Consider the following 21,120-nt stretch of genomic DNA (forward strand, 5'->3'; position numbering starts at 1 on the left):
GACACAGTGGTGGGGTGTTGCTGACGGTTGCCGGTTCGAGTTGTTCGGGGAAGACGTCCGCCGCGCGGCGCTGTGCCGCGGTGGCGGGGCTCGTGATGCACGACTTCGACGAGATCGGCGTGCCGTCCGGGGCTGACACGGTGTGGCGGCAGCGCAGCCTGGAGCAGTGGGTGCTGCGGGCGGTCGACTATCAGCGGGACGGGCTCGACATGCTGTTGCTGGGGCAGTCACCGCTCGGCGAGGTGCTGGCCAGCCCGTCGGCGGTCGAGCTCGACGGCATCGCGGCGTGCGTGCTCGACGTGGGCCCGGATGAACGGTGGCGTCGACTGGAGGAGCGCGACCCCGGTAAGTGGTCCGATCAGGCGAAGCGGGCCTTTGTCGAGTGGGCCCGGTGGCATCGCGGGCACGCCGCCGACCCCCGGCACCGGCCGTCAGTGATCACCGACGGAGCCTGGGCACCGATGCGGTGGGAGCGCTGGGCCGAATGGTCCGCCGGGGATCGGCGGTGGGTGGTGCCTGTCTTCGACACGACCGACGTGCCGGTTGAACAGTCGGCTGCGGCTCTGCGGGCTTGGGTGGACGACGCGCGGGGCCGGCGCTCGGCCCTTTCACTCGGCTGACTGCGGCGGGGGGGGGCGGCGCTCGGCCTTTCATGCGGCTGACCGCGGGCGAGCCGGCGCTTGGCCGGCGTGAGGCTCTTTCTTTCGGCTGACCGCGGTGCGGCTGGTGTCCGGCTGGAGTTCGATGTGGGCCGGGCTGGAGGTTCCTAAGATTTTCGATCATGGTGAGCAACCGGATCGTCGTCGTGGTAGCGCCCGTGGCCGGCGTACTGCTGGGCGTTCTCGACTTCGTCTGGATCAAGTACGTGCCGTCCCCGTTCGGTGGGCTGGGCAACTCCCTGGCCGTGTGGGCGGTGGCGGCTTTCCTGCTGACCCGGGGGTTCCGGTGGTCGCTGCCGGTCGGGATTCTGGGCGCGATCGTCTGCCTGGTGGTGGCTGTTCCGAGCTATTACCTGGCGGCCACACTGATTCAGAACGACGACTGGTCCAACCTGTACAACGCCAACTCCTTCCTGTGGATGGGGTTCGGCGTCGTGGCCGGGGTGGTCTTCGGCGGCACCGGTGTGCTGGCGCGCACGCCCGGGCGTCTGCGGCCCGTGGCTCTCGCCATGCCGGCGGCCGTCCTGTTCGCCGAGGCGGTGATCGCGGCCCGGCGCATCGGTGACCCGTCCTACGACACCACCGGTCAGGTCGGCTCGGTGGCCGTCCTGGTCGGGCTGGGCGTGATGATCACCCTGTTGGTGGGACGTTCGTGGGCTCAGCGCGGCCTGGCGCTGCTGATCGCCCTGCCGCTGACCGCGATCGGCTACGTGCTGCTCTCCGTCACCGGCTTCCGCTGACCGGCGCCTTCCTTGCTCATCGCGTCCGCGGCCTGACACTCGCCCAAATCGGTCTGGTCGGCGCGCGTATCGATCGGCCACGGCTCCTGACACTCTCTCACGTCGACCTGCCGGGCCCGCTCATCGATCAGCCATGGCTCTTGGCACTCGCTCACATCGACCGGCCACAACTCATGCCGCTCCTCTGAAGTCAATCTGCCGGCCGTGTCGCCTCCAGCGGCCACGATTGGTGGCACTCCCCCGAGCCGATTCGCCAAGGCGCGCATTCAGCCGCCACGACTCCCGACACTCGCGCACGTCGGCCTGCCCGGGCCGGCACACGATCGGCCACATCAGACACTCGCCCGCGTCGACCTGTCCGCCGCGCGCACCACTCCCCGCACCGCTCACATCGACCCGCCCGCCGCGCGCATCGGGTGGCCAGGGCTCTTGGCGCTCGGCTGCGTCGATCTGTCCGGGTGGCGCGTCGACGGGACACGGCTCCGGAGGGGTGCGGCGGTCAGGAGCTGAGGGGCTCGGCGATGTCGTTGGCGTGGTCGGTGACCGAGGCGCCGGTGACTGTTGCTCGCAGTGGGAGGATCTCGAGGCAGCGGCGGATGGCCGGGGCCATCTGGGGGTTGGGGACGCGCATCGAGATGGTGCAGTGTGGCACCCAACGGCCGGGGCGGTAGAGATCCCAGACCTCGACCCCGGCGGCCTCAAGGCGCTCGTGGACCTCACGGTGGTGGTTCAGCAGCTCGGTTGTGGGGGTCACGCCGAGCCACAGCACGCGGCCCACGAACTGGCCGACGAAGTCCAGGTCCAGGGTGAGGCCGCGGCCTACGGGCAGGCCGTTCAGCGCCTCGGCCACCGCGGTCGGGGAGAGGGTGCGCGCGGCGGCCAGGGAGACGTGCGGGCGGTGCTTCTCCTGCAGCAGGGTGGCCAGCGTCGGGATGCCCTCGGCTTCGAGCGCGCGCCACAGGGTGCGTACCCGGCGGGTGGCGTCGACGTCCAGGTAGAGCTCGAGCGCGGCGACCACTGGCGGTGGGCCGGCTCAGGACGTGATGGTGAGGGTGACCGGCTTGCTGACCAGGGTGCCCAGGCGGGCGCGCAGCTCGAACTGGCCGGGCGGCGGGTTGGGACCGGCGGGCGAACCGCCGGTGCAGGTGCTCGACTGGCGGCCGTTCCAGGTGACCTTGTAGGTCAGCTCCTGCCCGGCCGGGAGCTGGCGCACGTCGCCGCCCTTGGCGGTGCTGCACGTGTCGGACGACCAGTATTTGTGGGCGCCCTGATCGATGTAGAGCTCTTGCGGGTCGGCTCCGACGTCCCGGGCGCAGGCCCGCTGGCCGACGTTCTTGATTTTGAGCTCTATCTGGATCGGTGCGCCCCGCTTGAGGTTCGTGCTGGACGGGATCGGGGTCACGGCGAGCTCACCGTCGGCGCAGGATCCGTCGGCCGGCACGTTGACGTTGTTGTTCGACCCGGCGCCGTTGGGGCCGGCGCCGTTGGGGTCGGTGCCGGTGCCGCCGGTCGGGGGCAGAGTCGGCTGGGCGTCGTTGCCGGGTGACTGGGTCTGCAGGTCACCGGGGGCGGGCAGCGACGGGCCGGTGCCACCGGGCACACCGTCGACGAACGTCGGTTCCGGTGAGCTGGGCGCCGAGCTGGGCAGTTGTGTCGACGACGAGGTGTTCTGGCCGCCCTGGCCCTTCTTCGGGTCGTCCTTGTCGCCACCGGTGCAGGACACGAACAGCACGATGATGCCGAGCAGCACTGCGCCCAGCACGACCGCACGACGCCGCCAGTAGACGGCGGAAGGAAGGGGACCAACCGTCGCTTTCATGATGGGCAACACCGTAAACCCGTGTGCCCGCGAGGACCGCGCGACGCGCCGACGCGGACGCGACTGCGACTCGCGAAAATACCTACAGGTAAACCTTGCGCTGGTAGATCGCGTGCGCCCCGGCGACACGATCGAGGAACAACTTTCCGTCGCAGTGATCGATCTCGTGTTGCAGCGCCCGCGCCTCGAAGGCGTCGGTGGTGATCTCGACCGCTTCGCCGGTGCCCGGGAGCATCGCCGAGACCACGACGCGGCCGGCCCGCTTGACGTCCCCGGTCAGGTCGGGCACGGACATGCAGCCCTCGCGCCCGGCCTTCCAGCGGCTGGCCTCGATGACCTTGGCGTTGCAGAGGACGAAGGTGCCGTGCGTGGTGGCCGCCTTGGGGTGACCGGTCACGTCGACGGCGAAGATCTGGGCCCCGACACCCACCTGCGGGGCGGCCAGGCCGACGCAGCCGGGTGAGATCCGCATGGTGGCGACCAGGTCGGCGGCGAGCTGGACGATCGCCGGGTCGGCCGGGTCGACCTCGTCGCCGACCGTGCTGAGCACCGTCGCCGGGGCGCTGACGACCGGGAGCACGGTGCCCTCGGGGCCGTCCCAGGCCACCGGCGAGGTCACAGGATCTCCGACTCGGCGCGTCGCAGGGTCACCTCGACGCCCAGCTCGGCGGCGGCGACCGCGAGTTGCTCGGCCAGCTCGCCGGCCGAGCCGGCGGGCAGGTCGACCTCGGCCAGGAGCACATAGAGGGTGCCGGCCAGCCGGGTGCTGAGATCTGTGATGTTGCCGCCGGCCGCGGCGACCACCCGGGTCACCGCCGCGACGATGCCGAGCCGGTCGGCGCCGTGCACGCTGACCACGTACGGCTCGCCGCCGGCCTGGCGATCGTCCTCCGGCTCGACCGAGCTCACCGAGGTGACGACCCCGCTCAGCGACTCGAGCGCCTCCACGGCCTCCGCGGACGAGGGGCCGGTGCAGACCAGCGTCATCGTGAAGTGGCCGCGCAGGCGGGTCATCGTGGAGTCGGTCAGGTTGGCGCCGACCGCGGCCAGCGCCTCGGCGACGTCGGCGACGATGCCGGTCCGGTCCGGACCGATGACGGTGATGGCGAGCTCATGCACCTGCTTACAGTAAGACCTGCCATGACTCTTGCTGATGACGCCATCACGTGGTTCGACCAGAATGCCCGCGATCTGCCCTGGCGGCAGCCCGACACCACCGCCTGGGGTGTGCTGGTGAGCGAGGTGATGCTCCAGCAGACCCCGGTCGTGCGGGTGGAGCCCGCCTGGCGCTCCTGGATGACCCGCTGGCCCACCCCGGCCGACCTGGCCGCCGACCCGCCGTCCGAGGCCATCCGCATGTGGGGCCGGCTCGGCTATCCCCGCCGGGCGATGCGGTTGCACGCCTGCGCGGTGGCGATGGTCGAGCGGCACGGCGGCCGGGTCCCGTCCGATCTCGAGCAGTTGCTAGCGCTGCCGGGCGTAGGGACGTACACCGGACGGGCGGTGGCCACCTTCGCGTACGGGCAACGCCATCCCGTGGTCGACACGAACGTGCGCCGGGTGGTGTCCCGGGCCGTCGAGGGCAAGCCGGACGCGGGCCCGTCGACCACCGCCGCCGATCTGGTCGCGATGGCCGAGTTGCTGCCCGAGGAGCCGGCCCGGGCCGCGCGGGCCAGCATCGCTTTCATGGAGCTGGGTGCGCTGGTCTGCGTCGCCCGCTCCCCCCGTTGCCCCGAGTGCCCGTTCGAGGACGTCTGCGCGTGGCGGCGCAACGGTTCGCCGGCTCTCGAGGGGCCGAGTCGCAAACCGCAGCGGTACGCGGGAACCGACCGCCAGGTACGCGGGCTGCTGCTCGAGGTGCTGCGGCACGCGACCGGCCCGGTGCCCCGGCAGCGCCTCGATCTGGTGTGGAACGACGACGTCCAGCGGGCCCGGGCACTGGCCGGCCTGGTTGAGGACGGGCTCGTCGAGCCGCTCGACGCGGAGGTCTTCGTGCTCGCCGGGGACGCTCCGCGCGTACCCCCGCAGTCTCTGTAATTGGCACCTGACTTTCCGGGGGCTTCCGTCTAGAGTGAACGCTCACATAGACGTTTATCACGCGCACAGTGCCTTCTAGGTGCATCTATGGATTTATCACCTGGCGCTGGGATGTGATGTTGTGCGCGCGAACAACGGGAGGATCCGGTGGCCCGCACCCGAACCCGCACAGCCGGCGTGATTGCCGTTCTGGCCGCTCTGCCCCTGGCGGTCGCCCCACCGGCCGCCGCCGCGACCGACCCCGACTACACGATCACCGTCGATCCGCGATCCCCCGGCGCATCGATCAGCGACAACATGTACGGCGTCTTCTTCGAGGACATCAACTACGCGGCCGACGGCGGGCTCTACGCCGAGCTGATCCGCAACCGCTCGTTCGAGTTCCAGGCCGCGGACAATCAGTCGTACACCGGTCTGACCAGCTGGACGGCGACCGGCACCGCCGCCACCGTCGACGACGACGCCCGGCTCAACGAGCGGAACCGCACCTACCTGCGGCTGACCGGTGCGGCCGGCGTGACCAATGCCGGTTACAACAGCGGCGTCGCGGTCGAGAAGGGCGAGCGCTACGACTTCTCCGTCTGGGCCCGGTCGGACTCCGGCTCGCCGTTGACGATCTCGCTGACGACGGCCGACGGCACCGCGCTGGCCACCGCGCTGAAAATCAACGTCAAGAGCGACACCTGGTCCCGGTACGAGGGCACGCTGCGCGCGACGAGCACGAGCGACACCGGGCGGCTGTCGGTGTCGGCGATCGGCACCGGCACGCACCGGCTCGACATGGTGTCGTTGCTCCCGCACAAGACGTACAAGGGTCACGGCCTGCGCAAAGATCTGGCCGAGAAGGTGGCGGCACTGCGCCCGGGCTTCGTCCGGTTCCCCGGCGGCTGCCTGGTCAACACCGGCAGCCACTACGCGTACGACGCCGCCTCGGGCTTCCCGCGCGCCCGGTCCTATCAGTGGAAGGACACGGTCGGGCCGGTCGAGACGCGGGCCACCAACGCGAATTTCTGGGGCTACAACCAGAGCTACGGGCTCGGCTACTACGAGTACTTCCAGTTCTCCGAGGACATCGGTGCCGCGCCCTTGCCGGTCGTGCCGGCCCTGGTCACCGGCTGCGGGCAGAACCGCGCCACCGACGACCCGGCGCTGCTGCAACGGCACATCCAGGACACTCTCGACCTGATCGAGTTCGCCAACGGGCCGGTCACGTCCACCTGGGGCAAGCTCCGGGCGCGGATGGGCCACCCGAAGCCGTTCGGCCTGACCATGGTCGCCGTCGGCAACGAGGAGAACCTGCCCGAGGAGTACTTCGCCAACTTCGTGAAGTTCGAGGCCGCGATTAAAGCGAAGTACCCGAGCATGACGGTGATCAGCAACTCCGGGCCGGACGACCAGGGCGTGACGTTCGACAACCTGTGGGCCAAGAACCGCGCCCACGGGACCGACATGGTCGACGAGCACTACTACAACAGCCCGAACTGGTTCCTGCAGAACAACGAGCGCTACGACTCGTACGACCGGAACGGGCCCCAGGTCTTCCTGGGTGAATACGCGTCGCAGGACGCCAAGTTCTTCAACTCACTGGCCGAGGCGGCCTACATGACCGGGCTCGAGCGCAACGCCGACGTGGTCAGAATGGCCTCCTACGCGCCTCTGTTCGCCGACATCGACAACGTGCAGTGGCGGCCCGACCTGATCTGGTTCGACAACGACGAGTCGTGGGGCTCGACCAGCTATCAGATGCAGAAGCTGTTCATGACCAACGTCGGCGACCGCGTCGTGCCGTCGTCGGTGACCGGTGGCCGGGTCGTCCAGCCGCAGCCGATCACCGGCCGGGTCGGGTTGTCGACCTGGCGTACGGCGGCGAAGTACGACGATCTGCGGGTGACCACGCCGGACGGCACAGTGCTGGTGGCCGACGACTTCAACGACGGTGCGGACGGCTGGAATTCGCTCAGTGGACGTGGCACGTGGGCGGTCACCGACGGCGCCTACACGCAGACCGACCTCGCGGCCGAGGACACGATGGTCGCCGCGGCCACCAACATCACGGCGACCGACTACGACATCAGCGTCAAGGCGACCAAGACCGCGGGGGCCGAGGGCTTCCTCATCCCGTTCGGGATCAAGGACTCGGGCACCTGGTACTGGTGGAACCTCGGCGGCTGGAACAACACCCAGGGCGCGATCGAGAAGGCGACCGGGTCGGCCGCGGCCAAGGAGCAGCTGCTCACCCGGCCCGACACGATCACCACCGGCCAGACGTACGACCTGAGGATCGAGGTCCGGGGCACGAAGGTGACCCTGATCCGGGACGGCGAGGTCTGGGGCAGTTTCGACGACAACCAGGTCACCGAGCCCTTCGCCCAGGTCGTCACCCGCGACCTCCGGTCGGGCGAGCTGATCGTCAAGGTGGTCAACGCGTCGGCCTCCGCCGCTCTCACCAAGATCGACCTGGGTGGCCTGCGCGTCGCCCCGACGGGCCGGATGACCGTGCTGGCCGGCGACCCCGGCGAGCAGAACACCCGCTCGGCCGAGCCGATCCAGCCCGTGACCACCACGGCCCGGGGCCTCGGCTCGACCTTCACCCGGGCGTTCCCGGCGAGCTCGGTCACCTTCCTGCGCCTCCGGACCCGATAGGAGACTTCGATGACATTCGCGTTGAGCAGGCGCACGCTGATGCGCGGTTCGCTCGGGGTCGCAGCCGGGACCGGCCTGGCCGGGCTGGGCGCGGCCGGGACGGCGGAAGCCGCCGTGCCACGGACCGACGCCGAGATCTACGGCGTGCCGACCGCGCAGCCGCTGGTCACCCAGCGCGCCGACCCGTTCATCACGCCGCGCACCAACGGCCGGTACTACTTCACCGGGTCGGTCCCCGAGTACGACCGGATCGCCCTGCGCGGCTCGGCCACCCTGGCCGGCCTGTCGGACGCCGCCGAGACGGTGATCTGGCGGCGCCCGGCGAGCGGCCGGATGGCCGGGCACATCTGGGCGCCGGAGCTGCACCGCATCGACGGCCGCTGGTACGTCTACTTCGCGGCCGGCGACTCCGACGACGTGTTCCGGATCCGCACGTACGTCCTGGAATCGCCCCTGGCCGATCCGCTGGACCCCACCGGATGGCAGCTCAAGACCCAGCTCCGGACCGAGTGGGACGGTTTCACCCTGGACGCGACGACCTTCGCGCACCGCGGCCGCCGCTACCTGGTGTGGGCGCAGAGCGAGCCCGAGATCGCGGTCAACACCAGCCTCTACATCGCCCGGATGGGGACGCCGTGGTCGCTGGCCACCAAGCCGACGCGGATCACCACGCCCACCCGGGACTGGGAGATCCAGGGGTTCCGGGTGAACGAGGGGCCGGCCGTGCTGATCCGCAACGGCCGGGTGTTCCTGACCTTCTCGGCCAGCGCCACCGACGCCCGTTACTGCATGGGCCTGCTCACCGCGGACGCGGACGCCGACCTGCTCCGGCCGGAGTCGTGGGTGAAGACACCCGACCCGATCTTCGTCACCAACCCCGAGACGCACCGCTACGGGCCGGGGCACAACTCGTTCACGGTGGCCGAGGACGGGCGCACGGACGTGCTGGTCTACCACGCCCGCGACTACCGCGACATCACCGGCGACCCGCTCTACGACCCGAACCGGCATGCCCGGGTGCAGCGGCTCTACTGGCATCCGGACGGCACGCCGCTGTTCGGCGTGCCGGTGGGTGACGGCGGCCCGATCGTGCGGATCTCACCGGCCGACCGCCCGGACGACTTCGTACGGCATGCGGCCGACGGCGCGATCGTGGTGCAGCGGGCCCCGCGTGACCTGGCCGCAACCCAGTTCCGGTTCGAGGCGCAGGACGACGGCACCGAGGTGCTGCGCTCGGTCGATCACCCGTCGTCGGTCGTCGGGAGCGATCTGCGGCTGGGCTCGGCACCGGTGAAGCTCCGGCGGGAGACCACCCGGACCGGGCTCAAGCTCCGGGTGGAGAGCGGCGGATACCTGCGCATCGCCGGCTCCCGTGTCTCCGTCGGCCCAGCCGGGACAGTCCTGCGGCTGAGCTGACGGTATACGCCCGCGTACGCGTTCCCCCCACCGCGTGCGCGGGCCCTCCCGGATGTCGCCCCGGGAAGCGCAACGGCCCGGCTGCTGAGCAGCCGGGCCGTTGTCGTGGAACAGTGCTTACTCCTCGGTGGTCGCCGCTCCGAGGTCGGCCGGAACCGCGTCGGGAACCGCGACGCCACGGTCGGCGCCGGTGAACGTGAGCTTGGACTTCTCGATGTTCTCCGGGTCGCCCTCGCAGTCCACCACCACGATCTGGCCGGGGCGCAGCTCGTTGAAGAGGATCTGCTCGGACAGGGTGTCCTCGAGGTCGCGCTGGATCGTGCGGCGCAGCGGCCGGGCGCCCAGCACCGGGTCGAAGCCCTTCTTCGCCAGGTACTTCTTGGCGTTGTCGGTCAGCTCGAGGCCCATGTCCTTGTTCTTGAGCTGGCCCTCGATCCGCGACGTGAAGATGTCGACGATCTGGAGGATCTCGTCCTGGCGGAGCTGGTGGAAGACGATCGTGTCGTCGATGCGGTTGAGGAACTCCGGGCGGAAGTGCTGCTTCAGCTCGTCGTTGACCTTGACCTTCATCCGGTCGTAGTTGCTCTCGACATCCTCCGAGGCCTGGAAGCCCAGGGAGACCGCCTTGGCCACGTCACGCGTGCCGAGGTTGGTGGTCAGGATGATGACCGTGTTCTTGAAGTCCACGATGCGGCCCTGACCGTCGGTCAGGCGGCCGTCCTCGAGGATCTGCAGGAGCGTGTTGAAGACGTCCGGGTGAGCCTTCTCGATCTCGTCGAAGAGGACCACGGAGAACGGCTTGCGGCGCACCTTCTCGGTCAGCTGGCCACCCTCGTCGTAACCGACGTAGCCGGGAGGGGCACCGACGAGGCGGGACACCGTGTAGCGGTCGTGGAACTCCGACATGTCGAGCTGGATCAGCGCGTCCTCGGAGCCGAACAGGAACTCCGCGAGCGCCTTGGAGAGCTCGGTCTTACCGACACCGGACGGGCCGGCGAAGATGAACGAGCCGGACGGGCGCTTGGGGTCCTTGAGGCCGGCCCGGGTGCGCCGGATCGCCTTGGAGACGGCCTTGACCGCGTCCTCCTGGCCGATGACCCGCTTGTGCAGCTCATCCTCCATGCGGAGCAGCCGGGAGGTCTCCTCCTCGGTCAGCTTGTAGACCGGGATGCCGGTCCAGTTGCCCAGGACCTCGGCGATCTGCTCGTCGTCGACCTCGGACACGACGTCGAGGTCGCCGGCCTTCCACTCCTTCTCCCGCTGCGCCTTCTGGCCCAGCAGCTGCTTCTCCTTGTCGCGCAGCTGCGCGGCCCGCTCGAAGTCCTGCGCGTCGATCGCGGACTCCTTGTCGCGGCGCACCTGGGCGATGCGCTCGTCGAAGTCGCGGAGGTCCGGCGGCGCGGTCATCCGGCGGATGCGCATCCGGGCGCCGGCCTCGTCGATCAGGTCGATCGCCTTGTCCGGCAGGAAGCGGTCAGAGATGTAGCGGTCGGCCAGCGTCGCGGCCGCCACCAGGGCGGCGTCCGTGATGCTGATCCGGTGGTGAGCCTCGTAGCGGTCCCGCAGGCCCTTGAGGATCTCGATGGTGTGCGCCAGCGACGGCTCGCCGACCTGGATGGGCTGGAAACGGCGCTCGAGAGCGGCGTCCTTCTCCAGGTGCTTGCGGTACTCGTCGAGGGTGGTGGCACCGATGGTCTGGAGCTCGCCACGGGCCAGCATCGGCTTGAGGATGCTCGCCGCGTCGATCGCGCCCTCGGCGGCACCCGCACCCACCAGGGTGTGGATCTCGTCGATGAACAGGATGATGTCGCCCCGGGTGCGGATCTCCTTGAGCACCTTCTTCAGGCGCTCCTCGAAGTCACCGCGGTAACGGGAACCGGCGACCAGCGCACCGAGGTCGAGCGTGTAGAGCTGCTTGTCCTTCAGCGTCTCGGGCACCTCGCCCTTGATGATGGACTGCGCGAGACCCTCGACGACCGCGGTCTTTCCGACGCCGGGCTCACCGATGAGAACCGGGTTGTTCTTGGTGCGGCGGGACAGCACCTGCATGACCCGCTCGATCTCCTTCTCGCGCCCGATGACCGGGTCGAGCTTGCCCTCGCGGGCGGCCTGGGTCAGGTTGCGCCCGAACTGGTCGAGGACCAGGGACGTCGACGGCGCGGCCTCGCCCGCCGCCGCACCGGCCGCGGCCGGCTCCTTGCCCTGATAGCCGGAGAGCAGCTGGATGACCTGCTGGCGGACCCGGTTGAGGTCGGCGCCGAGCTTGACCAGCACCTGGGCGGCGACGCCCTCGCCCTCACGGATCAGGCCGAGCAGGATGTGCTCGGTGCCGATGTAGTTGTGGCCGAGCTGGAGCGCCTCACGCAGCGACAGCTCCAGCACCTTCTTGGCCCTGGGCGTGAACGGGATGTGCCCGCTCGGCGCCTGCTGGCCTTGACCGATGATCTCTTCGACCTGTTGCCGGACGCCCTCCAACGAGATACCCAAGCTCTCGAGAGCCTTGGCGGCGACACCCTCGCCCTCGTGGATCAGGCCGAGCAGGATGTGCTCGGTCCCGATGTAGTTGTGGTTGAGCATCCGGGCCTCTTCTTGGGCCAGGACGACAACCCGTCGCGCTCGGTCGGTGAACCGCTCGAACATGCCCTCGTGCTCCTCACGTGCCGTGCGCCAATGCTGAGCTCGTCTCAACAGCTGGCGGGGCCAGCGCACGGGCATCGGTGATACCCGTACTGACAACTCTATCGCCGCCGGGTGGTCTTGCTGGGCCCTCGCGGCCCCTCGAAACCTTCCGCAACGTTGATTTAGCCAACTTCGCACGCTCAACCGCTGTTCCCCCAGCGGAACGGCTACGCGGACAGCGAAATCGCGATACCGACATCCACAGGCTGTGGACAACTTCGTCCCCACCTGTGGATAACCCTACGTCGGCCGACCGAAGAGCGACCGAAAAAGCAGCGGGTCCGCCACACCATGTGTGGCGGACCCGGCTGAGTCGGTGGGACCGGCGTGGGCACGGGGGTCAGTTGCGGCCCGGGCCCTTCGCGTGGAACTCGTCGACGATCTCCTGCGGAATGCGTCCCCGGTCGGAGATGTCCTTGCCGGACTTCTTGGCCCATTCCCGGATGGCCTTGTTCTGCTCGCGGTCGGCGGTGGCGCCACCCCGGCCGCGGGCGGCCCGGCCCCCCACGACCACTCCGCCCCGGGCGGCCTTGGCACCGGCCTCCACGTACGGCTCGAAGAGCTCCCGCAATTTGGTGGCGTTCTTCTCCGACAGGTCGATCTCGTACTGAATGCCGTCGAGCGCGAACTTCACCGTCTCGTCGGCGTCGCCCCCGTCGATGTCATCAACCAGCTTGTGAATGATCTGTTTGGCCACGCGCCGCTATCCTCCCGGACACAGGTTCTCCCCAATGCAACGCACAGACAATAACGCCAAGGCGGCATCGTCCGTCAATGGAGGCCGGAACATTTCCGGTGACGGAGAGTTCCGACCTCCAGTGGCCGCGGGGACGAACTCGACGGTGCTTACTCCGGACGCACGAGCGGGAAGAGGATCGTTTCCCGAATGCCCAGCCCGGTGAGCGCCATCAGAAGGCGGTCGATTCCCATTCCCATGCCACCGGACGGCGGCATTCCATACTCCATGGCCCGCAGGAAATCCTCGTCGAGCTGCATCGCCTCGGCATCGCCGCCGGCCGCCAGCAGCGACTGGGCCAGGAGCCGTTCGCGTTGCACGACCGGGTCGACGAGCTCGGAATAGGCGGTCGCCAGCTCGAAGCCCGACACGTAGAGGTCCCACTTCTCGGTCAGACCCGGTGTTTCCCGGTGCGCACGGGTCAGCGGCGCCGTCTCCTCGGGATAGTCCCGGACGAACGTGGGCGCCTGCAGGGTGGGCTGGACGAGATGCTCGAACAGCTCCTCGACGAGCTTGCCCGGGCCCCACTTCGGATCGACGGAAAGGTCGTGCTTTTCGGCATAACGCAGCAGTTGCGCGATATCGGTGGACGGAGTGACTTCCTCACCGAGCGCCGCGGAGAGCGAGCCATAGAGCGTTACCGATGCCCACTCGCCGCCCAGATCCCGCTCGGTGCCGTCGAAGTGCGTCACGATGTGTGATCCGGCGATCGCGAAAGCGGCCTCCTGAATCCACTCGCGCGTCTGCTGCTGCATGACGTTGTAGTCCGCGTACGCCTGGTAGGCCTCGAGCATCGCGAACTCCGGGGAGTGCGTCGAGTCCATACCCTCATTGCGGAAGTTGCGGTTGATCTCGAAGACCCGATCGATGCCGCCGACGACGGCCCTCTTCAAAAAGAGTTCCGGTGCGATCCGCAGATAGAGATCGGTGTCGAGGGCGTTGCTGTGCGTCACAAACGGGCGGGCCGTCGCGCCGCCGTGCAGCAACTGCAACATTGGTGTTTCGACCTCGAGGAAATTGCGGCGGAACAGCGACTCGCGAAGGCTGCGGACGACCGTGGCGCGCGTGCGAACGGTGTCCCGCGCCTGCGGCCGGACGATCAGATCGACGTACCGCTGACGAACTCGCGTCTCCTCGGAAAGCGCCCTGTGGGCCACCGGGAGCGGCCGCAGAGCCTTGGCACTCATCTCCCACGAGTCGGCCAGAACCGACAATTCGCCGCGGCGACTGGTGATCACCTCGCCGGTCACCGAGACGATGTCACCCAGGTCGACAAGCTGCTTCCAGTCGGCCAGACGCTGCTCGCCGACCTTGGCCAGGGACAGCATGGCCTGCAGCTCGGTGCCGTCACCGTCGCGCAGCGTGGCGAAGCACAGCTTGCCGCCGTTCCGCACGAAGATGACCCGGCCGGAGACCGACACCTGGTCACCGGAGGCGGCGTCGATGGGCAGATCGGCGTACTGCTCGCGCACCTGCTTCAGCGTCGCCGTCCGCGGGACAGTCACCGGGTAGGGGGACACCCCATCGGCGAGCATCCGGTCCCGCTTCGACCGGCGGACCCGCATCTGCTCGGGAAGGTCCTCGGCGGGATCAGGGACGGCGACATTCTGCTCGGTCACGGCACGACTCTCTGTCAGGACTGTTGGGGCCCTGAAAGCCTACTCAGACCCCGTCAGACGTTCCGCTCATATACCATCCGGAGCCCGATCAGCGTGATCATCGGCTCGTGCGCGGTGATCGTCTTGCACTCGTCCTTGACCAGCCAAGCCAGACCGCCGGTGGCGATGACCGCCTTGACCGGGCCGATCTCGTCGATCATGCGGCTGACGATGCCGTCGACCTGACCGGCGAAGCCGAAATACATGCCCGACTGCAGGCACTCGACGGTGTTCTTGCCGATCACCGAGCGGGGTTTGGCCGGCTCGACCTTGCGGAGCTGCGCGGCCCGGGCGGCCAGGGCGTCGAAGGAGATCTCGATGCCGGGAGCGAAGGCGCCGCCCAGGAACTCGCCCTTCTCGCTGATCACGTCGAAGTTGGTGGTCGTGCCGAAGTCGACGACGATGCTCGGGCCGCCGTAGAGGGCGTGCGCGGCCAGCGTGTTGACGACCCGGTCGGCGCCCACCTCCTTCGGGTTGTCGATCGCCAGCTGGACGCCGGTCTTGACACCCGGCTCGACGACGACGTTGGGCAGGTCGCCGTAGTAGCGGGCGAGCATGGTCCGCAGGCTCCGGAGCGCCGCCGGCACGGTCGAGCAGGCGGCGACCCCGGTGATCTCGACCGCGTCACCGGCCAGCAGACCGCGGAACATCAGACCCAGCTCGTCGGCTGTGGAACGGGCATCGGTCTTGATGCGCCAGTTGTGGACCAGCTTGTCGCCGTCGAAGGTGGCGAGCACGGTGTTGGTGTTGCCGATGTCGATGCAGAGCAGCAAGGGGGTTGGCTCCTTATCGGGGGCGCGAATCCATGTTATCGGGGGCGCAAATCCATGGCTATGTCGAGAATGGGCGAGGAGTGGGTCAGGCCGCCGACCGACAGGTAGTCGACGCCGGTGGCCGCGTAGTCGGCGGCCGTCTCCAAGCGTAGGTTGCCGGTGGCCTCGAGCTCGGCGCGGTCGCCCACCTCGGCCACGACCTCGCGTAGCCGGTCGGGGTCCATGTTGTCGCAAAGCAGGAACGTGGCGCCGGCCTCGACCGCCTCGCGGGCCTCGGCCACGGTGGTCACCTCGACCTGCACCGGCACGTCGGGGAACTTCTCGCGGACCAGGCGGTAGGCGGCGGTGATGCTGCCCGCGGCGAGCTTGTGGTTGTCCTTGATCATGGCCACGTCGTAGAGGCCCATCCGCTTGTTGGTGCCGCCACCGATGCGCACGGCGTATTTCTCCAAATAGCGCAGGCCGGGCGTGGTCTTGCGGGTGTCGAGGACGGTGGCCTTGGTGCCGGCCAGCGCCTCGGCCCAGCGGCGGGTGTGGGTGGCCACCCCGGACATGCGGCTGAGCAGGTTGAGCGCGGTGCGCTCGGCCGTCAGCAGGGCCCGGGTGGGACCGGTGATCACGGCCAGCACGTCGCCCCGGGTGACCCGGTCACCCTCGGCCACGCGCTGCTCGAAGACGTCGGCGCCGCCGGAGGTGTCGTTGAAGACCACGGCGGCCACCGGCAGGCCGGCCACCACGCCGTCGGCCCGGGCCACCAGCTCCGCGGTGTCGACCTGGCCGGCGGGAATCGTGGCCTCGCTGGTCACGTCGTGCGGTGGCGAACCGAGGTCCTCGGCCAGCGCGGTGCGAACGATCAGTTCCACTTCGGCGACGTCCAACTCGTTCATCGATCCCCCTGTGGTCAGGCCATCTCTTCGAAGGACTGGGTCAATCGGGTCTGGCGGTCGAGCGTGTGCAGCAGGTGCCCACGCCACTCGTCCTCGGCCCCGGGAAAGTCCTCACGCCAGTGGCAGCCGCGGGTCTCGCGGCGGGTGCGCGCCGCCGCGACCAGCACCGTGGCCACCGTGAGCAGGTTGGTCGCCTCCCAGGCGGCGTTGCGCGGGGTATCGCGCTGCTCGGCCAGGCGGGCCAGCTCCTTGGCGGTGGCCGACAGCGAGTCGGCCGATCGCAGCACGCCGGCGCCCCGGGTCATGGTGCGCTGCAGCTCGGGGCGGGTCGCCGCGGCGACGACCCAGCTCCGGCCGGCCGGGGCCGGCGCGGGATCGGCCTGCGCGGGCAGATCGCGGGCGATGTCGTCGGCGATGCGCCTCGCGAAGACCAGGCCCTCGAGCAGCGAGTTGCTGGCCAGGCGGTTGGCGCCGTGCACGCCGGTGCAGGCGACCTCACCACAGGCGTAGAGGCCGGAGATGCTCGTCCGGCCGTGCAGGTCGGTGCGCACCCCGCCCGAGGCGTAATGGGCGGCCGGGGCCACCGGGATCAGCTCGGTCGCCGGGTCGACGCCGGCCGCGCGGGTGGACGCGACGATGGTCGGGAAGCGCTGCTCCAGGAACTCGCGGCCGAGGTGACGGGCGTCGAGGTAGACGTGGTCGGCACCGGTCGCGCGCAGCACCCGGTGGATGCCCTTGGCCACCACGTCGCGCGGGGCCAGCTCGGCCAGCTCGTGCTGCCCCACCATGAACCGGGCACCGGTCTCGTCGACCAGGTGGGCGCCCTCACCGCGCAACGCCTCGGAGATCAGCGGCCGCTGCACCGAGGTCACGCTGGCGGTGACGAACGAGGTGGGGTGGAACTGGACGAACTCGACGTCGGTGACCAGCGCGCCGGCCCGGAGGGCGAGGGCCACCCCGTCCCCGGTGGAGACCGACGGGTTGGTGGTCGAGGAGTAGATCTGGCCCATGCCGCCGGTGGCCAGCACCACCGCGCGAGCCAGGATCGCGCCCACGCCGTCCTCCGAGCCCTCGCCGAGGACGTGCAGGGTGAGCCCGCAGGCCCGGCCGTCGGGGGCGCGCAGCAGGTCGAGCACCAGGGCGTGCTCGACCAGACGGATCCAGGGATCGCGGCGCACCGCCTCGTGCAGGGCACGCTGCACCTCGGCCCCGGTCGCGTCGCCGCCCGCGTGCACGATGCGGTCGGCCCGGTGACCGCCCTCGCGGGTGAGCATCAACGAGCCGTCCGCGTTGCGGTCGAACGACGCACCGATGCGGATCAGTTCGCGTACGCGGGCCGGACCCTCCTCGACCAGGACGCGCACCGCCGCCGGGTCGCACAGCCCGACCCCGGCGATCTCGGTGTCGTTGGCGTGGGCGGCCGGGGTGTCGAGCGGGTCGAGCACCGCGGCGATGCCACCCTGAGCCCACCGGGTCGAGCCGTCATCGATATTGACCTTGGTGACGACGGTGACGTGCAGGCCCTGCTCGCGCAGGTGCAGGGCGGCGGTCAGCCCGGCCACGCCGGAACCCACGACCAGCACGTCGGTGGTCTCGCTCCACCCGGGGTCGGCCGCGGCGAGGCGGCGAGGGAGTTCCGGAAGGTCGGCGACATACATCCGCTCAGTACACTCCGCCGGTACGACCCCTCGGCGCCGGGGTGGAACATTCGTGGTCACCGTTACTTGTACTGCACGGGCAGGCTCTTGATGCCCTTGCCCTTGATCGTCGACGTGAGTTCCACGCCGTCGAGCCACAGGTAACAGCGCACGCCGCGATCACCCAGCGCCCACACGTCGGCACCGCCGGGCAGCGATACCACGCCCGTACGGTATTGCAGGTCGCTGTCCTTGGGCACTCCGACGTAGTCGGCGATCAGCTCGCGGCAGCCGTCGTGGAACTTGGCCCACGTGGCGTCGTCGTCCGGGTAGTCGAGATCCTTGGCGTACCAGACCCCGACGAACTCACCGTTGTGCTTGGCCGAGCACTTCACCGCGGGCATGGTGGCGATCGCGCCGTTGCCGTCGAGCTGGATCGCGTAGCAGCTGAGCAGCACGTCGGAGCGGCCGTCGGCCAGCGCGTCGCGCAGGCTGCCCTCGCGCTGCACCAGACCGCCGTCGTCCTCGACCGAGTTGAGCTCGAGCACCTCGCACCGGAACCAGCGGGCGCCGCCGTTCCAGGCCGCCTCGGTGGGCCGGGTGACGCCGATCCACAGCCGGGCGTCACGCCAGGGCCCGCCGACGAAGGTGGTCGTCTTCTGGTCGCAGACCGAGTACGCGGCCCTGGCCCCGGCTGAGCCATCGGCCGGGGGGACGTCGGCGTCGGCCGCGGGTGACTCGTACGTGCCGACGTACACGGTCTCGGTGCGGTGCTTGGCCGAGCAGGCGACCTCTTCATAAGTGCCGCGCGGGCCGACCGGGTTGAAGTTGGCACTGTGGCAGGCGCCGCTGTTGGGCTCGAAACCGGTCGCTGGGGCCATCGCCCCCCAGCCGTTGGTCAGGTCGCCGTCGACACCGCCCGGCTTGCCGCACCCCGTGGCGAGCAGCACCGAACCCAGGACAGCAATGATCCCGAGCCGGTGTCGCATGAACCCAAGCCTCTCCGCCTGCCACTGATGTCCGATTTCCAATGATATGGGGATCGGAAACGGGATCAGCGGATTTTGCCTTTTGTCAGGCGGCTGGGCTTTGTCAGGCGGCTCGGCTTGTCAGGCGGCTCGGCTTGTCAGGCGGCTCGGCTTTGTCAGGCGGCGGTGCGGCTCAGGTCTCCCCGGGTCAGACCGCCGGGCATGCCCTCGGCGGCGGCGGCCGGGTCGGCGCCCAGCTCGATGATCTTGTTTGCGGCGTCGACGTGCACGATCCTCGGCTGGTAGGCGCGCGCCTCGGCGTCCTCCAGCTGGCCGTACGCGATGAGGATGACCAGGTCACCGGGGTGCACGAGATGGGCCGCGGCGCCGTTGATGCCGATCACGCCGCTGCCCCGCTCGCCCGCGATCACGTACGTCTCCAGACGGGCCCCATTCGTCACGTCGACGATCGCGACCTGCTCGCCGGGGATCAGATCGGCCGCCTCGAGCAGGTCGACGTCGATCGTCACCGACCCGACGTAGTGCAGGTCGGCCTGGGTCACGGTGGCCCGATGGATCTTGGATTTGAGCATCGTGCGGAACATCAGGCCGCCTTCCCCAGCGTCAGAGGCACGTTGTCGATCAAGCGGGTGGTGCCGACCCGGGCGGCGATCAGCAGGCGGGCGGGCCCCTCCTGAGGCGCCGGGCCGAGATCGGCGCCGGTCAGCTCGAGGTAGTCGACCTGGACGCCCGGCTCGTCGGCCAGGATCTTGCCCGCGGCGGACAGCACGGCGGTGGCCTCGGCGTGGGTGGCACCCTCGCGCAGCGCCCGGCTCAGCGCGAGGGCGGACTGACGTTCGCCCGGCGAGAGGAATCGGTTGCGGCTCGAGAGGGCCAGGCCGTCCGGTTCCCGTACGGTCGGCACGCCGACGATCTCGACCCCGAGCTCCAGGTCGTGGGCCAGCCGGCGGATCAGCGCGAGCTGCTGGAAGTCCTTCTCGCCGAAGAACGCCACGTCGGCCCGGGTCAGCATGAGCAGTTTCTGCACCACGGTGAGCATCCCGGCGAAGTGGCCCGGGCGGCTCGCGCCCTCCAAGATCTCGCCGAGCGGGCCGGCGTTCATCGTGATCGACGGCGCCCCACCCGGATAGACCTCGTCGCGGGCCGGCGCGAAGACCACGTCGACCCCCTCGGCCCGGCACGCCTCGACGTCGGCCTCCAAGGTGCGCGGGTATTTGTCGAAGTCCTCGTGGGGACCGAACTGCAGCGGGTTCACAAAGATCGTGACGATCACCAGGCCGCCGCGCCGGCGAGCCTCACGCATGAGCTGCCGGTGCCCGTCGTGCAGGGCACCCATCGTCATCACGACGGCCCGGGGGCCCGCCGCCCGCGTCGCCTCGGCCAGCTCGGCGCGGGTGTGGATCACGTACGTCATGAGGGGCTCCCCACCGCGGCGCGGGACAGGACGTCGAGAAGCAGGGCCGCGTCCTGCGGGCGCAGCCGGCCGGAGGCGATGGCCCGGTCGGCGGTGCGGCGGGCCAGAGCCAGATAGGCCGGCCGGGACTCGGCGGGCAGGTGGTCGAGGTGCTTGCCGACGGTGCCGGCGTCGCCCCGGGAGACCGGGCCGGTCAGGGCCGCGTCACCGAGCCGCAGCGCGTTGTCGAGCGCGGCGTGCAGCAGCGGCGAGAGGATCCGCGAAGGCTCGGCGATGCCTGTCCCGCGGAGCAGGTCGGCGGCCTCGTTGACCAGCGTGACCAGGTGGTTCGCGCCGTGGGCGAGGGCCGCGTGATAGACCGGGCGGGCGTCCTCGGCGACCCACTCCGGGATGCCGCCGAGGTCGGCCACGAGCCGGGCCGCGAAGACCCGGTCGGCCGTGGTGACCCCCCAGGCGATGCCGGGCAGGCGGTCGAGGTCGGCGGGCGAGCCGGTGAAGGTCATCGCGGGGTGCAGGGCCATCCCGCGCAGGCCGCCCAGGACGGCCAGGCCGTGGGCGCCGGAGGTGTGCGCGACGATCTGGCCCGGGTGCAGTGCGCCCGTGGTGGCCAGGCCGGAGACGACTGCGGCGAGCGAGTCGTCCGGGACGGCGAGCAGGAGGAGGTCGTCGGCGGCGCGGGCGACCTCGTCGGCGGGCAGGATCGCGGCGTGCGGCAGCAGGCGGGCGGCCCTGTCCCGGGAGGCCGCGGAAACGGCCGCGGCGGCGACCACGTGGTGGCCGGCGGCGTCGAGGGCGGCGCCGAGCACGGCACCCACCCGGCCTGCCCCGACAACGCCGATGGTCAGGGGCGACGATGAGCTCATATCCAGATCCAGTCCTCACGAGCGGGTACCGGTCGAGCGCAAGTATGCGCCGCGGTTACAGGCCGGTGACAAGACCGTGTGAACAAGACCATCACCCCTCAACTCGGACCCGGCGGAGCCACTCGTCCACAGGCCCGGTTCGCCGACGTCCGGAGCGCCTAGGGTGACTG

Annotated in this window: 19 protein-coding genes; 5 read left to right on the forward strand and 14 right to left on the reverse strand. The window is 69.9% G+C overall.

Going from position 1 to position 21,120, the window contains the following annotated elements:
* Positions 1–80: 80 nt before the first annotated feature.
* Together NAG42_RS18055 and NAG42_RS18060 are read left to right on the forward strand one after the other, a co-directional pair.
* On the forward strand, positions 81–620 hold the full coding sequence (locus NAG42_RS18055; protein WP_250031478.1) for a hypothetical protein: 540 nt from the start codon (positions 81–83) through the stop codon (positions 618–620).
* A gap of 161 nt (positions 621–781) precedes the next feature.
* On the forward strand, positions 782–1,399 hold the full coding sequence (locus tag NAG42_RS18060) for a DUF6518 family protein (RefSeq protein WP_250031479.1): 618 nt from the start codon (positions 782–784) through the stop codon (positions 1,397–1,399).
* Between the two features lie 499 nt (positions 1,400–1,898).
* On the opposite strand, the gene NAG42_RS18065 is transcribed toward NAG42_RS18060, so the two are convergent.
* From NAG42_RS18065 to NAG42_RS18080, 4 genes are all read right to left on the reverse strand, one after another.
* Positions 1,899–2,417 carry a 2'-5' RNA ligase family protein gene (locus NAG42_RS18065; RefSeq protein ID WP_250031480.1) on the reverse strand — a complete coding sequence of 173 codons (519 nt, stop codon included), beginning with the start codon at positions 2,415–2,417 and terminating at the stop codon, positions 1,899–1,901.
* 15 nt (positions 2,418–2,432) lie between these two features.
* The gene (locus tag NAG42_RS18070; RefSeq protein ID WP_250031481.1) at positions 2,433–3,218 is read right to left on the reverse strand and encodes an adhesin; all 786 of its coding nucleotides are present in this window, start codon (positions 3,216–3,218) and stop codon (positions 2,433–2,435) included.
* 82 nt (positions 3,219–3,300) lie between these two features.
* Positions 3,301–3,837, reverse strand: coding sequence for a peptide deformylase (def, locus tag NAG42_RS18075; RefSeq protein ID WP_250031482.1), 537 nt, complete (start codon positions 3,835–3,837; stop codon positions 3,301–3,303).
* Positions 3,834–4,337: a glycine cleavage system transcriptional repressor gene (locus NAG42_RS18080; protein ID WP_250031483.1), complete on the reverse strand. Its 504-nt coding sequence runs from the start codon at positions 4,335–4,337 to the stop codon at positions 3,834–3,836. Before NAG42_RS18080 ends, def begins: the two co-directional genes overlap by 4 nt.
* 21 nt (positions 4,338–4,358) lie before the next feature.
* Here NAG42_RS18080 and NAG42_RS18085 point away from each other — a divergent pair, with 21 nt between their 5' ends.
* From NAG42_RS18085 to NAG42_RS18095, 3 genes are all read left to right on the forward strand, one after another.
* Positions 4,359–5,255, forward strand: coding sequence for an HhH-GPD family protein (locus NAG42_RS18085; protein WP_250031484.1), 897 nt, complete (start codon positions 4,359–4,361; stop codon positions 5,253–5,255).
* A 147-nt stretch (positions 5,256–5,402) separates the two neighbouring features.
* Entirely contained in the window at positions 5,403–7,898 is a 2,496-nt protein-coding gene (locus NAG42_RS18090) for an alpha-L-arabinofuranosidase family protein (protein WP_250031485.1), read from the forward strand.
* Positions 7,899–7,907: 9 nt separating this feature from the next.
* Positions 7,908–9,314 (forward strand): glycoside hydrolase family 43 protein, encoded by a 1,407-nt coding sequence (locus NAG42_RS18095; protein WP_250031486.1) that lies wholly within the window; start codon positions 7,908–7,910, stop codon positions 9,312–9,314.
* 117 nt (positions 9,315–9,431) lie between these two features.
* On the opposite strand, the gene NAG42_RS18100 is transcribed toward NAG42_RS18095, so the two are convergent.
* From NAG42_RS18100 to NAG42_RS18145, 10 genes are all read right to left on the reverse strand, one after another.
* The gene (locus NAG42_RS18100) at positions 9,432–11,954 is read right to left on the reverse strand and encodes an ATP-dependent Clp protease ATP-binding subunit (RefSeq protein WP_250031487.1); all 2,523 of its coding nucleotides are present in this window, start codon (positions 11,952–11,954) and stop codon (positions 9,432–9,434) included.
* 379 nt (positions 11,955–12,333) lie between these two features.
* Complete coding sequence (locus NAG42_RS18105) at positions 12,334–12,690, reverse strand: histone-like nucleoid-structuring protein Lsr2 (protein WP_250031488.1); 357 nt, start codon at positions 12,688–12,690, stop codon at positions 12,334–12,336.
* A gap of 149 nt (positions 12,691–12,839) precedes the next feature.
* Positions 12,840–14,348, reverse strand: coding sequence for a lysine--tRNA ligase (gene lysS / locus NAG42_RS18110; protein ID WP_250031489.1), 1,509 nt, complete (start codon positions 14,346–14,348; stop codon positions 12,840–12,842).
* Positions 14,349–14,401: 53 nt separating this feature from the next.
* Entirely contained in the window at positions 14,402–15,160 is a 759-nt protein-coding gene (locus tag NAG42_RS18115; protein WP_250031490.1) for a type III pantothenate kinase, read from the reverse strand.
* Between the two features lie 35 nt (positions 15,161–15,195).
* Positions 15,196–16,047: a carboxylating nicotinate-nucleotide diphosphorylase gene (gene nadC, locus NAG42_RS18120; protein WP_250031491.1), complete on the reverse strand. Its 852-nt coding sequence runs from the start codon at positions 16,045–16,047 to the stop codon at positions 15,196–15,198.
* A gap of 14 nt (positions 16,048–16,061) precedes the next feature.
* Complete coding sequence (locus NAG42_RS18125; protein ID WP_250031492.1) at positions 16,062–17,705, reverse strand: L-aspartate oxidase; 1,644 nt, start codon at positions 17,703–17,705, stop codon at positions 16,062–16,064.
* A 62-nt stretch (positions 17,706–17,767) separates the two neighbouring features.
* Positions 17,768–18,673, reverse strand: a complete 906-nt coding sequence (locus NAG42_RS18130; RefSeq protein WP_250031493.1) for a septum formation family protein — start codon at positions 18,671–18,673, stop codon at positions 17,768–17,770.
* A gap of 155 nt (positions 18,674–18,828) precedes the next feature.
* Positions 18,829–19,257: an aspartate 1-decarboxylase gene (gene panD / locus NAG42_RS18135; protein ID WP_250031494.1), complete on the reverse strand. Its 429-nt coding sequence runs from the start codon at positions 19,255–19,257 to the stop codon at positions 18,829–18,831.
* Positions 19,257–20,087: a pantoate--beta-alanine ligase gene (panC, locus tag NAG42_RS18140; RefSeq protein ID WP_250031495.1), complete on the reverse strand. Its 831-nt coding sequence runs from the start codon at positions 20,085–20,087 to the stop codon at positions 19,257–19,259. Before panC ends, panD begins: the two co-directional genes overlap by 1 nt.
* A complete protein-coding gene (locus NAG42_RS18145; RefSeq protein WP_250031496.1) occupies positions 20,084–20,950 on the reverse strand; it encodes a Rossmann-like and DUF2520 domain-containing protein in 867 nt (288 codons plus the stop codon). Before NAG42_RS18145 ends, panC begins: the two co-directional genes overlap by 4 nt.
* Positions 20,951–21,120 lie beyond the last annotated feature (170 nt).

The sequence above is a fragment of the Paractinoplanes maris genome (genome assembly GCF_023544465.1).
Taxonomy (GTDB): Bacteria; Actinomycetota; Actinomycetes; order Mycobacteriales; family Micromonosporaceae; genus Actinoplanes; species Actinoplanes maris.

What these genes read in the sequence shown, in the direction of transcription:
- NAG42_RS18060 (WP_250031479.1), top strand. Translation starts at nt 782, where the DNA reads ATGGTGAGCAACCGGATCGTCGTCGTGGTAGCGCCCGTGGCCGGCGTA.
- NAG42_RS18070 (WP_250031481.1), bottom strand. Translation starts at nt 3,218, where the DNA reads ATGAAAGCGACGGTTGGTCCCCTTCCTTCCGCCGTCTACTGGCGGCGT.
- NAG42_RS18085 (WP_250031484.1), top strand. Translation starts at nt 4,359, where the DNA reads ATGACTCTTGCTGATGACGCCATCACGTGGTTCGACCAGAATGCCCGC.
- NAG42_RS18095 (WP_250031486.1), top strand. Translation starts at nt 7,908, where the DNA reads ATGACATTCGCGTTGAGCAGGCGCACGCTGATGCGCGGTTCGCTCGGG.
- NAG42_RS18100 (WP_250031487.1), bottom strand. Translation starts at nt 11,954, where the DNA reads ATGTTCGAGCGGTTCACCGACCGAGCGCGACGGGTTGTCGTCCTGGCC.
- nadC (WP_250031491.1), bottom strand. Translation starts at nt 16,047, where the DNA reads ATGAACGAGTTGGACGTCGCCGAAGTGGAACTGATCGTTCGCACCGCG.
- NAG42_RS18125 (WP_250031492.1), bottom strand. Translation starts at nt 17,705, where the DNA reads ATGTATGTCGCCGACCTTCCGGAACTCCCTCGCCGCCTCGCCGCGGCC.
- NAG42_RS18130 (WP_250031493.1), bottom strand. Translation starts at nt 18,673, where the DNA reads ATGCGACACCGGCTCGGGATCATTGCTGTCCTGGGTTCGGTGCTGCTC.
- panD (WP_250031494.1), bottom strand. Translation starts at nt 19,257, where the DNA reads ATGTTCCGCACGATGCTCAAATCCAAGATCCATCGGGCCACCGTGACC.
- panC (WP_250031495.1), bottom strand. Translation starts at nt 20,087, where the DNA reads ATGACGTACGTGATCCACACCCGCGCCGAGCTGGCCGAGGCGACGCGG.
- NAG42_RS18145 (WP_250031496.1), bottom strand. Translation starts at nt 20,950, where the DNA reads ATGAGCTCATCGTCGCCCCTGACCATCGGCGTTGTCGGGGCAGGCCGG.